Genomic DNA, 16,281 nt, shown 5'->3' on the forward strand with positions numbered 1-16,281 from the left:
ATGCCCGATAGCACTGGTGCTTATCGGGCCTGAATCATGATGTTACGCGGTGCCACCTACGGTCAGGTTATCCACCTTCAGCGTCGGCTGGCCCACGCCAACCGGCAGACTCTGTCCTTCTTTACCGCAAACACCCACGCCGTTATCCAGTTTCAGGTCGTTACCCACCATCGAAATCTGCTGCATTGCTTCGATACCGGAGCCAATCAGCGTCGCGCCTTTCACCGGTTTGGTCACTTTACCGTTTTCAATCAGATACGCTTCGGAGGTAGAGAACACGAATTTACCGGAGGTGATATCCACCTGGCCACCGCCGAAATTAGGCGCATAAATACCGTATTCAACGGATTCGATGATTTCCTGCGGCGTGGATTTGCCCGGCAGCATATAGGTGTTGGTCATACGAGGCATGGGCAGATGCGCGTAAGATTCACGACGACCGTTACCCGTTGGCGCCACGCCCATCAGGCGCGCATTGAGTTTGTCCTGCATATAGCCTTTCAGAATGCCGTTTTCGATCAGCACGTTGTACTGACCCGGCGTTCCTTCGTCATCAATGGCTACTGAACCACGACGATCCGCCATCGTGCCATCATCAACGACGGTACACAATTCTGACGCCACCAGCTCACCCATGTGACCGCTGAATACCGACGTGCCACGGCGGTTAAAGTCACCTTCCAGACCATGACCGACCGCTTCATGCAGCAGAACGCCCGGCCAGCCAGCGCCGAGTACCACCGGCAGCGTACCGGCAGGCGCAGCTACCGCAGAGAGATTGACCAGCGCCATGCGTACGGCCTCTTTCGCCCATGCGTCAGCACGAACTTCGCCATCGAGGTCGCCAAGGAAATAGTCATAGCCAAAACGACCGCCGCCACCGCTGGCGCCACGCTCGCGTTTGCCATCCTCTTCAACCTGTACGCTTACGGACAAACGCACCAGAGGACGGACGTCAGCGGCCAGCGTACCGTCGGTCGCCGCCACCAGAATCAGTTCATACACACCGGTCAGGCTCGCCGTCACTTCCTGCACACGCTTGTCGGCGGCACGCGCCACGCTGTCTACGCGGCGCAGAATATCCAGCTTCTCTTCGCGGCTCATGCTCTGCAGGGGATCTACTGAGGTATAAAGTGCCTGATGCTCTACCGCCCCCAGCGTTTTTACTTTGCCATCACCGCTGTCGCGCACGATAGTACGCGCGGCATGAGCACTTTGCTCCAGCGCCAGCAGGCTAATCTGGTCTGCATAGGCAAACCCGGTTTTTTCGCCGCTGATGGCGCGCACGCCAACGCCCTGATCGATATTGTAAGAACCATCTTTAATGATGCGGTCTTCTAAAACCCAGGATTCGTGATAGCTCGACTGAAAATAGAGATCGCCGTAATCAAGACGGCGTTCGGCCAGTTGGCCCAGGATGGCAAACAGATCCTGATGTTTCAGGCCATTCGCCGCTAGCAATTGTTCACTTACCAGGTTCAGACTCATCGTTTTGCTACTCATTAGTTACTGTTGTAGGCCTGATAAGACGCGCCAGCGTCGCCATCAGGCGCTTCAATGCCCGGATGGCGGCGTAAACGCCTTATCCGGCCTACGGACTGCGGTAGAAGTTCTATGTTGAGATTGGGGCAATTACTCGCCCCCGTCAAATCATTGCTGGCTTTCTTTGCGCGGCTGGCGCAGAACTTCGTTGATCTGTGGCTTATCGACCGGACCGGTAATGCGATAGCGCAGAATTGAAACTTTGCTCCACAGCGGTCCCAAAACTTTACTGGCGGCAAATACCGCCGCGCCGACAATTGGGTTGACGGCAAACGCCGCGGCCACCCCAACGGTGGCAGAAATTTCAGGTGCGACAACGGCTTCCATATCCAGTTCGCGACGCACCAGATTCACCGAACCTTTCATGGCGATGTCAGCTTCCAGGCCATCCACCAGCGTATCATCAGTGTGCATCACACCGTCTTTGATCCACGCCGTACTGCGGATAGAGTCAAAGTAAAAACCTTCGCTGAACGTATCGCTAAAATCAAAACGCAGTTTACGTAATAGCGCATCAAAGCTCAGCAGACGTAACAGTTGTCCCGCATGTCCGGTGCTAAGTTCAGTCAATTCACCTTTGCCCAAACGGGTACGCAAAATCCCATTCAGTGAAGCTTCATCCGGATCCCAGGGCGGATTACGCCAGTGCAGATCGTACTCGACGTTAAAGGAAGAGTTACGAATCGGGGTAGATACGCCAAAGAAACCCGCGGCTGAATCAATCTTGTTGCCATTCAGCTTTCCTTTCAGTGACGTACGCTCCTTGCCCGGCACATTGACCCATTCGCCATCGGCGGTCAGCCGGGCAAACCCGGTATCCAACAGACCATTGCTCAACGTTAATGTGTCACCTTTTATCGCGACATCGGCATCAATGCGCCCATACTTTTGCCCCCACATCCAGCACTCTTCGCAGCGTATCTGCGCATCCGGCCAGCCACGGAAACTGACGTTACTGATAGCAGAGAACGGCGAGGCTGGCGTTGTATTTGGCGATGACGTTGCAGCGTTCGGGTTGTAATACAGGTACTTGATATTGGCAAGCCACGGAGCATTATTGCGCATAGCCAATGTGGCGTTAATCTCACGCCCCTGTGCCCGTACGCTGGTACCATTAAGCCCAGGTTCAGACACAATGCTCAGGTTATTCCACTGCTGGCCGCCCAGGGATAAAGAAGGCGTGCGCACCGCAATACGCTGCGGGAAGTTCGCATTACTTCCGACGTTATCTGCCGCGCCTTTCTGGAACAATGCCAGCCATTGCGCACCGTCCATGGGCGGAAGATTAAGTTCGATGCCCTGCTGGTCAGGAAGCGCTGGCACGGTACGGCTTTCCGAAGTCCAGATTGCGCGGTCAAGCGTCAGTTTCTGATTCAGCAACCAGTGGCTGTTAAAGTGGTTCTTGCTTCCGGCGTTACCGGTCAGATCGAAGCTGCGCAGGTTACCATCTGCCTTAACATTAACCGGTAGCGACTCACCGGCGACTTTGTTTAACGGAGCAGGTAAGTGACTGCTTACATTTTTCAGGTCGCCTTTCAGCTCAATGTTGTAGGTCGCTCCGGCATGATATGGCAGGTCAATGCCAACCTTACCGTTCCACGCCATACTGCCGCTTAAGGCATCATTCACCTGTGCGGGGAGTATCCCCATGCGAGTTGGCTGCCAGTCACCGTTCAGATTCACAGCAACCTGGTAAGCTTTTGCACCCTCGGTAGTGGAAAAGTCGACGTTCAGCGGCTGATTAAACCAGTTCGCCGTCATCGGCTCACTCTTGAGATCGCCGTTGATAAAGCTGAATTTACCGTTCAAATTCTTCAGCGTGCTATCGAGCGGCTTGATAAACAGACTGTTATTACGCAGGTTCACGTCGCCTTTGGCCGTAACCAGCGAACCATCTAACGGGATATCAAGATGTAAGCGAGCACTCACATCACCGTCAATTTGCAGCTGTTCCAGCGTGGCACCAAGCGACTCTTTCAGCGGTGTTTCGTCGAAATAAGGCCCAACCGCTTTGCCCGGCCCGTTGATGTCGGCATCAATCAGCAGTTTTTCTTTTGCGTAGTCAGGGATATTTGCCGTCAGGTTAGTGGCTTCTACCCCCCCTAAATTGACGCTATCCGTCTTCATCCACAGGCCATCGTTAATGAAGTTCAGTTCAATATTGAGGTCAGTCAGTGCGGGCCAGTCCGGCTGGAAGGCAAATTTTGCATTACGCAGCGGCACCAGCACCTGGAACTGACCTTCGTTATGCAAATACGGGAACAGATGTGGGTTACCGCCATAAACCAGTGTTGCGTTATCCGCCTCACCGCCCTGAATTGCCCCACTGAGATAATCAACCAGCTCTTTTCCCATCAGATTTTCCGGGAAATAGCGCCAGGCCTGGGAGCCATCGTGAGTGCTAATCCCCGCCAGAATCCCCAGCCACGGTTCATCACCAGTTGGTTGCAGATAACGAAAACCGCCGCGCGCATGTACCGCTTTCGCTTTAACGTCAATATTGCGCCCGTCTAGCTGAAAGCCATTTTCATTCTTCAGCCAACTGAGCGTTGCCACGCCATCCTCTATCTCCAGCGGGGCACGAAAGACGGTTTCATACGGCATTTTTGCCTGCTTCATGGAGGCCGTTAATGCGCCATTTTCCACGCTGCCAGACAATGTACCGGAGAAATGTTCTGCCCCCGGCAGCAGCTTCCACTGTTTCCAGGCCAGATCGGTCCACGAGGACTGGAAACGGGTTTTTTCGGTCGCCTGTAACGGGATATCCAACGCCAACACGTTTATCTTGCCGCTCGGTTGCGTGGCCCGCCAGATATCACCCAATGCCGGAGATAACTTAGCGGCCATCGGGCGTAGCCCCTCTAACCCGGCTAGCTCCAGGTTACTGGCGCGAATACGTAATTCGTCGCTGCGCTTATTATTGGCGCCCCCCACTTCCTGCCCGGGAAACCAGGCCAGCGTTAATGCCCCACTCGGCCAGGGTTTGTCATCCATCGTGATGCGCGTATCCGGGATAGCAAACAACCAACCGGAGTGCTCACGGCTGATATGCGCAGTCAGGTTATCGACGGACAGCGTGTGGATGTTGCTCTCTCCCTTCCAGCTTGCGCCGCCCTTTTTCAACCAGACATCGCCACCAGAGATTTCGCCTTTGTTGAGCGTCATCCAGCCTTCCAGGCTAAAGCGCGCAGTTTGCAGCGCAACATTATCCTGCATCCATTTTCCCAACCACGGCTTAACGTCGATGTCGTCAGCCTGCAGCCAGACTCGACCATTATTCAGCAGGCCGTCATCATCACGCAGATCCATACGCACCTGCATAACACCGTGCTGCCCGGTCAGGCTGGAGAGGCTGACCTGGCCTTCAGCACGATGCCGGTTTTTACCGTTCAACCAGGTTAGCTGAGGGATCGCCAGTTCCGCACGCTGGCCTGACAGGGTCAAAAAACTAACCTGGCTGTCGCGAAGATCAAAATGATCAAACTGGCGCAGGAACAGATCGCTGATGTGGCTGGTTTCAATCCCGTCGCCGCTATCGCCGCGCTGGATCGGTGTATTGGTGCGCAACTGCAGTTGCCAGAAGGTGAGATCGCGAAACTGCCAGCGCATGTGCAGCAAACTTTGCCAGACATCCAGCGCCAGCGTGACACGCTTTACCGAGAATTCGCCACCGTCTTTCAGCTGTGCATGAATATCGCGAGCTTCGAGCGTAGGGCCAAAATTTTGCCAGTTAGCAGAAAGCTGGCTGGCGGAAACGGGCATACCGGTGGCAGATTCGATCTTGCCCAGAATGGTCGGACGCCAGCTATCGAGATGCGGTAGAGCAAGGCGCAGCCCACTGACCAGCAGCGCTGCGATGACAACGAATGCGGCTCCAGTGAGCAGTAAAATCCCCGGCAATCGCCTCACGCGCCTCTCCTTGTCTGCCAAAAAATGTGACTCACACCCCTTGAGTGAATATTGCCGGATAGCGGCGTTTGTGCCTTATCCGGCCTACATGCGCGGGTGCCACTACACGATTTACATCATTACCACGTCAAACTGCTCCTGGTTATAGAGCGGTTCGACTTGTACTTTGACCTGTTTGCCGACAAAGATTTCCACTTCCGCCAGCGCATGCGACTCTTCCCCTTTCAGGGTTTCAGCCACTGCCGGAGACGCATACACCAGGAAACGATCGGAGTCGTAAGCATGGTGCACGCGGACGATTTCACGCATGATTTCATAACATACGGTTTCGACCGTTTTCACCGTGCCACGTCCGTGGCAGGTTGGGCACTCGTTACACAGCACATGCTCCACGCTTTCACGCGTGCGCTTACGTGTCATCTCTACCAGACCCAGCTGTGAAAAACCGTTAATGCTGGTTTTTACGCGATCCTTGCTCAGCGCCTGCTCCAGAGAGTGCAGCACCCGGCGGCGGTGATCTTCATTATTCATGTCGATAAAATCGATAATGATTATGCCGCCCAGATTACGCAGACGCAGCTGACGTGCGATAGCCTGCGTTGCTTCAATATTAGTATTAAAGATAGTGTCGTCGAGATTACGATGCCCAACAAATGCGCCGGTGTTGATGTCGACGGTAGTCATCGCTTCGGTTTGGTCGATGATCAAATAGCCGCCGGATTTCAGCTCAACCTTACGCTCCAGCGCACGTTGGATTTCATTCTCAACGTCGAAGAGATCGAAAATCGGTTGGCGTCCGCTGTAATGTTCCAGTTTGCTGGTCATCTCCGGGATGTATTCCGCCGTAAATTCCAGCAACGCTTCATAAGTCAGACGGGAATCAACGCGAATTCGGTCTAACTGAGCATCAGCAAAATCACGCAGAACGCGCTGTGCCAGTGCCAATTCACCATACATCTGGTAGCGCGTTTGTGGCCGCTTCTTACGCTCCATGACCTTCGTCCAGACACGCTTCAGGTAGGCAGCATCCGAAGCCAGATCCTCTTCACAAACGCCTTCAGCCGCCGTACGAATGATGAATCCGCCCTGTTCGTCGCAGTAATCCGCCACCACCTTTTTCAGGCGTTCGCGTTCGGTTTCGCTCTCGATTCGCTGAGAAACCCCCACGTGCGACGCCCCCGGCATAAAGACGAGATAACGGGAAGGTAGCGTGATGTCCGTTGTCAGGCGTGCGCCCTTCGTGCCCAGAGGATCTTTCACCACCTGTACCATCAGGTCTTGCCCCTGACGCACAAGTTCGGAGATATCGCGTACAGTGAACTGTTTTTGTTCTTCACCCGCTACGCATTCGGTATGCGGCATGATGTCTGATGCGTGGAGAAATGCGGCTTTATCCAGCCCAATATCTACAAAAGCCGCCTGCATACCCGGAAGTACACGACTTACACGACCTTTGTAGATATTGCCTACGATTCCGCGTCGCGCCTCACGTTCAATATGAATTTCCTGCAGAATACCGCCATCAATGTACGCCACCCGCGTTTCCGATGGCGTTACGTTTACCAACAATTCAGCCGTCATGTTTATCCCTTTTCTCACGCAGTGCGTTAAAATTGCTCAGCAACTCATACGTTTCTACCAGCGGTAAGCCGACTACGGCGTGATAGCTGCCATTGATCTTCCTGACAAAACAGCCACCCAACCCTTGAATACCGTATGCACCTGCTTTATCCATAGGCTCACCGCTGGCAACATAACCGGCGATGTCCTCATCTGTTAGTGTTCTGAATGTCACTTCCGTCACCACCAGACAGTCCAGGTTGTGCTGGCGATCGGCTAATGCGACAGCCGTCATGACCTGATGCGTTTTGCCTGACAGCTTGTGCAGCATCGCTGCTGCATGGTCGGCATCATGCGGTTTTTCCAGCACTTCGCCATTAAGGATAACAATGGTATCCGCCCCCAGCACAGGTAAATCGCGCACAGCCATTGCTACGCCTGCCTGCGCTTTTTCACGCGCCAGACGAACAACATACTGCTGGGCGCTTTCCTGCGGGTGCCGCTGTTCTTCAATTCCAGGAACCAGCCGTTCAAACGTAACACCAAGCTGAGCGAGCAACTCCTGACGACGTGGAGAACCTGAAGCAAGATACAGAGTATTCATATCAACCTTTATTGCACCGCAAACTGCTGGCGGACTTTACGCATCAGTAAGAATAGCCATGGCCAAAGCACACCATTTACTACACTACTCCAGAACACTTCAGGTCTGAAAGAGACGTTGATCACTAAAAACTCGGCCCAGAAAACAATAATATCCACGACCAGTGACAACAACATAACTACCAGCGCCTGCTGCCAGAGCGCGAGGTTACGGAAGAGCTGAAATTTCAGTGCGACCAGATAAGCAATGATACTCATCGACAATGCCCGCACACCAAGCGTAGAGCCGCTAATGAGATCCAGTATGGCACCCACGATAAATCCTGTGCCCACATTTACGCGATGCGGCAGCGCCAGGATCCAGTACAGCAGAATGAGCAGCACCCAGTTCGGCCGGAAAACGAGGATCTCGTCCGGCCAGGGCATGACTTGCAGCAGAAATGCAATTAGGAACGAGAGCCAAATGACCCAACGTCCCTGGTGACGGATGCTTGCCACTTACTGCCCTCCCGGCTTACGCGGAGCAGGTTGTGACGGCGTGGTTGTTGCAGGAACCGGCGTTACACCTGTCGCCGGAGCAGGAACTGGCGCAGGAGGCCCCATGGCATCCGGTGCCGGCAGGACTTGCGGCATCATTTGCATCAGACGTTCATTAGCTACACGGTGCACTTCTTCTGGCGTCATCGGGTTAGCACCATTACGATCGGCTCCCCACAGCAGCAGCAGATAGCGCAGACGCTGTAAACCCGCCGTCGGGCGCGCCTGAATCACGGTGTATGCGCGCTGGGTATCCAGCTTCACAGAGGAAACGACACCGACTGGATAGCCTTCAGGGAAACGCCCACCCAGACCGGAGGTAACCAGCACATCGCCAACGCGAATGTCAGTATTAGCCGGCAGGTGTTCAAGCTGAAGATCGTCCGTGCAGCCGTTACCGGCAGCGATCACGCGAATATCGTTACGCAATACCTGGATTGGCAGTGCATGCGTCGCGTCACAAATCAGCAGTACGCGGCTGGTCAGTTTGGCCACCGCAACAACCTGGCCCACTACGCCTTTATCGCTGATGACTGGCTGACCTTCATAAACGCCGTTAACACTCCCTTTGTCGATCACCACCTGATCGCTGTAAGGATCGTTAACCGTTGAGATGACCTGCGTCACCATTTTTTGTTCGTCCTGGCGCAGCGGCGATCCCAGCAGCTCACGCAAACGCGCGTTCTCCTGTTTATATTGCCCCAGCATCAGCAGTTCACTGTTTTTCAGCAGCAGTTCCTGACGCAACGCCCGGTTTTCAAGTTCGAGTTGGTCACGAGAAGCCAGCGTTTGCGACACGCCGTCGAGTAATTCACGGGGACCATTAGAGATAAAGTAGAAAGGACTGACGGCGGTATCCATGTACGTTCGGATTTGACTAAACGTACCCAGGCGGCTGTCGGCAATAATAACGCCGAGCGCCACCAGCACCGCCAGAATAAGGCGAATCTGTAGCGACGGGCCACGGCTAAAAATTGGCTTCATAGTCTATGCGTATTCTCGCATCAGAGCGGAAGAGCAACCCAGGGCTACCCTTCCTGCATCCGATTACTCTTCGCTGAACAAGTCGCCGCCGTGCATATCGATCATTTCCAGTGCTTTACCGCCACCGCGAGCCACACAGGTCAGCGGATCTTCGGCAACAACAACTGGAATACCGGTCTCTTCCATTAACAGACGGTCAAGGTTACGCAGCAGCGCACCGCCGCCGGTCAGGACCATACCGCGTTCTGAGATGTCAGACGCCAGTTCTGGCGGACACTGTTCCAGTGCAACCATCACCGCGCTTACGATACCGGTCAGGGGTTCCTGCAGCGCTTCAAGGATCTCGTTAGAGTTCAGGGTAAAGCCACGTGGAACACCTTCTGCCAGGTTACGACCGCGAACTTCGATCTCGCGTACTTCGTCGCCAGGATAAGCAGAACCGATTTCGTGCTTAATACGTTCCGCGGTAGCTTCACCGATCAGAGAGCCGTAGTTACGGCGAACATAATTAATGATGGCTTCGTCGAAGCGGTCACCACCAATACGCACGGAGGAGGAGTAAACTACGCCGTTCAGAGAGATAACGGCGACTTCTGTGGTACCACCACCGATATCGACAACCATTGAGCCGGTTGCTTCAGAAACTGGCAGGCCCGCACCGATCGCTGCCGCCATCGGCTCTTCGATCAGGAACACTTCACGTGCACCTGCACCCTGAGCGGATTCACGGATGGCACGGCGTTCAACCTGAGTTGCTCCAACCGGTACACACACCAGTACGCGCGGGCTTGGGCGCATGAAGCTATTGCTGTGCACTTGTTTAATAAAGTGCTGGAGCATTTTTTCAGTCACGAAGAAGTCAGCGATAACGCCATCTTTCATTGGGCGAATTGCAGCGATATTGCCCGGCGTACGACCCAGCATCTGCTTCGCATCATGACCTACTGCAGCCACGCTTTTCGGCGAACCGGCACGATCCTGACGAATGGCCACAACGGAAGGCTCATTCAATACGATGCCTTGTCCTTTTACATAAATAAGGGTATTCGCGGTACCCAGGTCAATGGACAGGTCATTGGAAAACATGCCACGAAATTTTTTCAACATACTAAGGGATAATCCTGAAAGCTGGGGCGGAAAACAAAATCCGCTTACTTTACCAACCACACGCAGCAGCGACAAGGCGCAAAAATCATCTGCTACGGTGAAAATTAGTGCAGTTCGTTTCCTTTGTTACAAAACCGGCCTGAGTCCATCAGGGCTGAAAAACTCAGCAGCAGTCCTCGCTTTTGTTTGCAACCTGTCAAAGGTCATTCACCTGCATGTTTGCTGTTACAACCTGGCGAGCAGACAAGCACACCCCCAGAAGGCACAGCGCGCGTTATTCTACGTGAAAACAAATTAAACGGCAGGTTAAACCGAGTATCTTTGCGAATATTTTTTCACGTTTGTGTCAAGTGGCTGTGATGCGGCAAAAAAATCACCCTGCCCACCCGCGACTCCACGTTCTGTCAGGGTATGCCACTCGCTGCGCGAACGAACGCCCGTGGCATAAACCTGCGTTGGCGTTCCGGTACACGTCTCTACCAGGCTTTGAACCAGCAGCTGATTTTCCGTTCGCTTATCAATGTTTCTCACCAGACTGGGATGAAGCTTCAACAATTCGACATTCAGCTCTTTGATCCAACTGGTACTCACCAACGTTAAACCGGCCTGCGTAACGGCAATACGTACGCCAAGCGCATCCATCAATCGGATAACCGGTTGTAACCGGCTGATGTGTTGACAAACATCCGCCTCAGCAAGTTCAATAATTATGCGTTTACGTAGCGATTTTTCGCACTGCATCAGCGTATCTCGCAGCCAACGCTGAAAACGTGGGCGAATGAGCGATTCAACCGTCGTCTGCATCGCCAGGCTTTCCTGCGGCCAGTACCCCAACAACAGGATCAAACGGCTGATTTGCAGACGGTCATACTCTTCCGCCAGACCAAATTGCAGCACCATCGGCATATATTCCGCCGAAATAACCTCTTCGCTGCCATCGAAAATACGGCACATCAGCTCGCGATGGTGCACCCGCCCTTCACGCGTTACGGCAGGTTTTTGATAAATTCGCGGTCCGCCCCGACTGAGCATCTGTTCAATCAGCGTTCGCCAGCGCACATTGCCCCGGCCTTTTTCCGGCAGAGAGTCGTCATACACCGACCAACTGTTCCCGCCTTGTAATACTGAATTCCGGGTGGCGGCTTCAGCGTGATCCATAACTTGTTCAGTCGACTGACCGCTGCGACAGACACAAATGCCAATATGAACCATATCGGCACGATCGATCATTTTGTTAGCCGGAAGTGCATCCACCGCCTTTAAGAGTTGCCCGGCGATACTTTCCGCTTCTTTTAACGTGCGGTGTGGCAGCAGGATGGCAAAATCGCTTCGGTGGTAACGCGCTAACAGTGCGCCCGGATAGCGCATCATAAAGGTAGACAACAAATTGATAAGCGTTGAAATTTGTTCTTCCGCCTGGGTAATGCCCCAGCTCTCGCGTAGCAGCGTAAAGTCCGGCAAACGAACCATCATCACCACACCATGCGAGCCGACTTTTTCCTGATCTTCCAGCAGCGTCGCCAGTTGGTTATCAAAGAACAAGCGGTTGCTCAGCCCCGTTTTTGTATCCTGCGCGACATAGGAGCGAATTAGCGTATCCAGCCTGCTGCGCTGCTCACGAGCATTTTGAATTTCGGTCAGTAGCATGTCGAGCGCACTACTGGTACGCGCTGGCCACTCATAGACCGTTCCCCGCACGTTTGGCCCGCGTTCACCGTTGAGGATCCGCGTTGAACGAATCTCCAGTAATTCCTGTCCGGAAAGTTGACGTTGAAGCCAGCGCACCGACAAAAACAGCATCAGGATAATAAAGCCTATCGATAGCGTGAGCGGTGCCGTAGTCATCAACGAATGGAAATAGTTGCCCATCGGATCCTGGTAAACCATACGCAGCGACATCCCCGGATGCTTGACCAATGGCACGGTGAGATTGCGATAAAGGTTATTCGTCCCCGCCGGGCGGTAGCTACTGGTTCGGGAATGGCTATAAACAACGCGGTCATCCTGAAGCAATTCAATACGGACGATATCAACCGAAATCATCAGTTCATCAATTTGCGGCGTTAAGGACACGACATCTCTGGTGACCAGATGGGTATCGATCGCCGTCGCGACGGCATGGACGCGGGTGGTGAACTTATATTGAATAGCGTTATAGAAACTCAGCGAGCAACCTATCAGCGTCACGAAAATCGTTAACCCGGTAAGCAGCGTGACAAAGGCTGAAAATTTCGTCGTTAATCGCATCCTTGTGTTAACTCCGACAGTGATGAATCAGGTGTGAAAGTGAAAAAGCGACACGAAAATGCAAAACTGAACGCGAAATCCGTCAATTTACACAAATAATGTGGGCATACTACCAAATCAGGTATATCTGGCAATTTATTGCGCAGAATCGGCATCATGTTTTAATTAGCGAGTATAGTCTTCACAGATAATTTTCCAATCCACTATATGAATTGAGGACAGGTTATGCAGGCTTTGATCTTAGAACAGCAGGACGGAAAAACCCTCGCATCCGTTCAACCCCTCGACGAAAATCAGCTACCTGAAGGCGATGTGACGGTGGATGTTCACTGGTCGAGCCTGAACTATAAAGATGCCCTCGCCATCACCGGTAAGGGTAAAATTATCCGCAATTTTCCGATGATTCCTGGTATCGATTTCGCCGGTACCGTACGCACAAGTGAAGATCCTCGTTTTCATGCAGGTCAGGAAGTCTTACTGACCGGATGGGGCGTGGGTGAGAATCATTGGGGGGGACTGGCCGAACGCGCTCGTGTGAAAGGCGATTGGCTGGTTGCGCTGCCAAAAGGACTGGACGGTCGCAAATCCATGGTCATCGGTACCGCCGGTTTTACTGCCATGCTGTGCGTCATGGCGCTTGAAGATGCCGGTATCCGCCCGGAAGACGGCGAAATCGTCGTCACTGGTGCCAGCGGTGGCGTAGGCAGTACTGCCGTTGCGCTGCTGCACAAACTGGGTTACCAGGTTGCGGCAGTATCGGGCCGCGAAAGCACCCACGACTACCTGAAAAGCCTGGGAGCCAACCGCATTCTGGGTCGTGATGAGTTTGCTGAATCTCGTCCGCTGGAAAAGCAACTGTGGGCGGGTGCCATTGATACCGTTGGCGACAAAGTGCTGGCAAAAGTACTGGCGCAGATGAACTATGGCGGTTGTGTTGCCGCCTGTGGCCTGGCTGGCGGTTTTGCGCTACCCACCACGGTGATGCCGTTTATTCTGCGCAACGTGCGCTTACAGGGCGTCGACTCCGTGATGACGCCTCCGGATCGTCGTGCACAGGCCTGGCAACGTCTGGTTAACGACCTGCCAGAGTCGTTCTTTACCCAGGCAGCGACAGAAATCACGCTTGCCGATGCGCCGAAGTTCGCCGATGCCATCATCAATAACCAGGTGCAGGGCCGTACGCTGGTGAAAGTGAAATAAAACAATTTGCAGATACAAATTTACATTTAATTAACTAAATTTCTCTGCACATTGACGGACTCCCTGCCATAGTAACTACGCGCCAGTATGAGCCTTTGCGCGTATGTCGGGAGTCCGTTATGAAGAAAATACGTCCATTCACTGAAGCCGATGTAACAGCCGAGTCGGCTTTTTTTATGCAGCGCCGCCAGGTGCTGAAAGCGCTGGGTATCAGCGCCGCCGCTTTGTCTTTGCCCTTTTCTGCCGAGGCCGATCTTCTGAGCTGGTTTAAAGGCAATGACCGTCCGCCCGCGCCTGCAGGTAAGCCGCTTGATTTCAGTAAGCCCTCCGCCTGGCAAAATTCACTTCCTTTAACGCCTGCGGATAAGGTTTCTGGCTACAACAACTTCTACGAGTTCGGTCTCGATAAAGCGGATCCGGCAGCCAATGCAGGCAGCCTGAAAACCGATCCGTGGACGTTGCAAATCAGTGGCGAGGTGGCAAAACCACTCACCCTCGATCACGATTCGCTGACCGCCCGTTTCCCGCTGGAAGAACGGATTTATCGGATGCGCTGCGTGGAAGCCTGGTCGATGGTCGTACCGTGGATTGGTTTTCCTTTACATAAACTGTTAGCGCAGGTTGAACCCACCAGCAACGCAAAGTATGTCGCGTTCGAAACGCTGTACGCACCGGATGATATGCCGGGACAGAAAGATCGCTTTATTGGCGGCGGGCTAAAATATCCCTATGTTGAAGGACTGCGTCTGGATGAAGCAATGCACCCACTCACACTGCTTACTGTGGGGGTTTATGGTAAGGCCCTTCCGCCACAAAATGGCGCGCCCATTCGCTTAATTGTGCCGTGGAAATATGGATTTAAAGGCATTAAGTCGATCGTGAGTATCAAACTCACGCGCGAACGCCCTCCGACAACCTGGAATCTGGCCGCGCCCAATGAATACGGATTTTATGCCAACGTGAATCCGCATGTCGATCATCCCCGCTGGTCACAAGCGACTGAACGCTTCATCGGCGCGGGCGGCATACTGGATGTACAGCGCCAGCCCACGTTGCTGTTTAACGGCTATGCAAAGGAAGTCGCTTCCCTGTACCGAGGTCTCGATCTGCGGGAGAATTTTTAAGTGCGCCTGACTGCAAAACAGATTACCTGGCTGAAAGTTTGCCTGCATCTTACCGGACTTTTACCGTTTCTCTGGCTATTTTGGGCGGTAAATCATGGGGGACTGAGCGCCGATCCGGTCAAAGACATTCAGCACTTTACCGGTCGGACAGCTCTGAAATTCCTACTGGCTACCTTGCTGGTGGCGCCGTTGGCGCGCTACGCTAAACAGCCATTATTGATACGCACTCGTCGCCTGTTAGGGCTATGGTGTTTCGCCTGGGCGACGTTACATTTAACCAGCTATGCGCTACTGGAATTAGGCATTAATAACCTGGCATTGCTGGGGCGGGAACTTACTACTCGACCTTATTTGATGTTGGGTATTTTCAGCTGGGTCATTTTATTCGCCCTCGCCTTGACCTCTACACAGGCAGCCCAGCGAAAACTGGGTAAATATTGGCAGTATCTGCACAACTTCGTCTATCTTGTGGCGATCCTGGCACCCATACATTATTTGTGGTCGGTAAAAATTATCTCTCCGCAACCGATTATTTATGCCGCACTTGCAGCGGTGCTGTTAGCCTGCCGCTACAAGAAGTTTCGCCAGTGGTGGCGGTAGTTTCACGATATGTGCAGTACGTTGCAAAACACAGACGAACCCATGTTCTTTACATGCCAGCGGTTGATTATCTTCCCTGATAAGACCAGTATTTAGCTGCCAATTGCTACGAAATAGTTATAATGTGCGCCTTTGCTCTCCCCGGTAGCGTTTTTACAGCGCAGAAAGGGTGACAATCGCATATTGAAGGTATATTTTGTCTTTTACCCGAAAATGGCAGAAGATAGCCGCACAATGACTAACAAGTCTGGCAATCTCATATAATGGCCGCAGCACGCAGTGCAACGCCTGAGATGCGTGGCATCTTGTCACTCACTGTTATAAAAATGCTATACAGACGGCGGTAAAACGCCTGTCACAATCTCACTAAACAAAGAGTACGGAACCCACTCATGGATATTCGTAAGATTAAAAAACTGATCGAGCTGGTTGAAGAATCAGGCATCTCCGAACTGGAAATTTCTGAAGGCGAAGAGTCTGTACGCATCAGCCGTGCAGCGCCAGCTGCAAGTTTTCCAATGATGCAACAGGCTTATGCTGCACCAGTGATGCAGCAGCCAGCTCTGTCTAACGCTGTCGCACAAACTGCCACTCCAAGTATGGAAGCGCCGGCAGCAGCGGAAATCAGTGGTCACATCGTACGCTCCCCAATGGTTGGTACGTTCTACCGCACCCCGAGCCCGGATGCTAAAGCGTTCATCGAAATCGGCCAGAAAGTGAATGCGGGCGATACCCTGTGCATCGTTGAAGCCATGAAAATGATGAACCAGATCGAAGCCGACAAATCCGGCGTAGTGAAAGCGATTCTGGTAGAAAGTGGTCAACCGGTAGAATTTGACGAGCCGCTGGTCGTCATCGAATAACGAGG

12 protein-coding genes are annotated in these 16,281 nt (G+C 53.1%); 4 read left to right on the top strand and 8 right to left on the bottom strand.

The window, feature by feature from the left end; translation table 11 throughout:
* Positions 1-42: 42 nt before the first annotated feature.
* The 8 genes from tldD to csrD form a co-directional block, all read right to left on the bottom strand.
* Entirely contained in the window at positions 43-1,488 is a 1,446-nt protein-coding gene (tldD, locus tag AL515_RS22155) for a metalloprotease TldD (protein ID WP_003025183.1), read from the bottom strand.
* Positions 1,489-1,650: 162 nt separating this feature from the next.
* Complete coding sequence (gene yhdP, locus AL515_RS22160) at positions 1,651-5,451, bottom strand: AsmA2 domain-containing protein YhdP (protein WP_061068703.1); 3,801 nt, start codon at positions 5,449-5,451, stop codon at positions 1,651-1,653.
* A gap of 111 nt (positions 5,452-5,562) precedes the next feature.
* Positions 5,563-7,032: a ribonuclease G gene (gene rng, locus AL515_RS22165; RefSeq protein ID WP_003828822.1), complete on the bottom strand. Its 1,470-nt coding sequence runs from the start codon at positions 7,030-7,032 to the stop codon at positions 5,563-5,565.
* Positions 7,022-7,615 carry a Maf family protein gene (locus tag AL515_RS22170; RefSeq protein ID WP_061068704.1) on the bottom strand — a complete coding sequence of 198 codons (594 nt, stop codon included), beginning with the start codon at positions 7,613-7,615 and terminating at the stop codon, positions 7,022-7,024. The genes rng and AL515_RS22170 overlap by 11 nt, the downstream gene beginning before the upstream one ends.
* A gap of 8 nt (positions 7,616-7,623) precedes the next feature.
* The gene (mreD, locus tag AL515_RS22175) at positions 7,624-8,112 is read right to left on the bottom strand and encodes a rod shape-determining protein MreD (protein ID WP_040234168.1); all 489 of its coding nucleotides are present in this window, start codon (positions 8,110-8,112) and stop codon (positions 7,624-7,626) included.
* Positions 8,113-9,135, bottom strand: coding sequence for a rod shape-determining protein MreC (mreC, locus tag AL515_RS22180; protein WP_040234170.1), 1,023 nt, complete (start codon positions 9,133-9,135; stop codon positions 8,113-8,115).
* 63 nt (positions 9,136-9,198) lie between these two features.
* Positions 9,199-10,242 (bottom strand): rod shape-determining protein MreB, encoded by a 1,044-nt coding sequence (mreB, locus tag AL515_RS22185; RefSeq protein ID WP_000913396.1) that lies wholly within the window; start codon positions 10,240-10,242, stop codon positions 9,199-9,201.
* A gap of 306 nt (positions 10,243-10,548) precedes the next feature.
* A complete protein-coding gene (gene csrD, locus AL515_RS22195; RefSeq protein WP_048213458.1) occupies positions 10,549-12,489 on the bottom strand; it encodes an RNase E specificity factor CsrD in 1,941 nt (646 codons plus the stop codon).
* A 225-nt stretch (positions 12,490-12,714) separates the two neighbouring features.
* Here csrD and acuI point away from each other — a divergent pair, with 225 nt between their 5' ends.
* From acuI to accB, 4 genes are all read left to right on the top strand, one after another.
* Positions 12,715-13,689 carry an acrylyl-CoA reductase (NADPH) gene (acuI, locus tag AL515_RS22200; RefSeq protein ID WP_061068705.1) on the top strand — a complete coding sequence of 325 codons (975 nt, stop codon included), beginning with the start codon at positions 12,715-12,717 and terminating at the stop codon, positions 13,687-13,689.
* A 119-nt stretch (positions 13,690-13,808) separates the two neighbouring features.
* On the top strand, positions 13,809-14,813 hold the full coding sequence (msrP, locus tag AL515_RS22205) for a protein-methionine-sulfoxide reductase catalytic subunit MsrP (protein ID WP_061068706.1): 1,005 nt from the start codon (positions 13,809-13,811) through the stop codon (positions 14,811-14,813).
* Positions 14,814-15,413, top strand: a complete 600-nt coding sequence (msrQ, locus tag AL515_RS22210) for a protein-methionine-sulfoxide reductase heme-binding subunit MsrQ (protein ID WP_048213461.1) — start codon at positions 14,814-14,816, stop codon at positions 15,411-15,413.
* A 392-nt stretch (positions 15,414-15,805) separates the two neighbouring features.
* The gene (accB, locus tag AL515_RS22220; RefSeq protein ID WP_005121378.1) at positions 15,806-16,276 is read left to right on the top strand and encodes an acetyl-CoA carboxylase biotin carboxyl carrier protein; all 471 of its coding nucleotides are present in this window, start codon (positions 15,806-15,808) and stop codon (positions 16,274-16,276) included.
* Positions 16,277-16,281: the final 5 nt, after the last annotated feature.

Origin of the sequence: Citrobacter sp. FDAARGOS_156, assembly GCF_001559235.2 — a bacterium.
GTDB classification, from domain to species: domain Bacteria; phylum Pseudomonadota; class Gammaproteobacteria; order Enterobacterales; family Enterobacteriaceae; genus Citrobacter; species Citrobacter youngae.

Bases quoted from the DNA above. Each gene is read 5' to 3' on its own strand.
- mreC (WP_040234170.1), bottom strand. From the start codon at position 9,135: ATGAAGCCAATTTTTAGCCGTGGCCCGTCGCTACAGATTCGCCTTATT.
- acuI (WP_061068705.1), top strand. From the start codon at position 12,715: ATGCAGGCTTTGATCTTAGAACAGCAGGACGGAAAAACCCTCGCATCC.
- mreB (WP_000913396.1), bottom strand. From the start codon at position 10,242: ATGTTGAAAAAATTTCGTGGCATGTTTTCCAATGACCTGTCCATTGAC.
- AL515_RS22170 (WP_061068704.1), bottom strand. From the start codon at position 7,615: ATGAATACTCTGTATCTTGCTTCAGGTTCTCCACGTCGTCAGGAGTTG.
- msrP (WP_061068706.1), top strand. From the start codon at position 13,809: ATGAAGAAAATACGTCCATTCACTGAAGCCGATGTAACAGCCGAGTCG.
- accB (WP_005121378.1), top strand. From the start codon at position 15,806: ATGGATATTCGTAAGATTAAAAAACTGATCGAGCTGGTTGAAGAATCA.
- rng (WP_003828822.1), bottom strand. From the start codon at position 7,032: ATGACGGCTGAATTGTTGGTAAACGTAACGCCATCGGAAACGCGGGTG.
- tldD (WP_003025183.1), bottom strand. From the start codon at position 1,488: ATGAGTCTGAACCTGGTAAGTGAACAATTGCTAGCGGCGAATGGCCTG.
- csrD (WP_048213458.1), bottom strand. From the start codon at position 12,489: ATGCGATTAACGACGAAATTTTCAGCCTTTGTCACGCTGCTTACCGGG.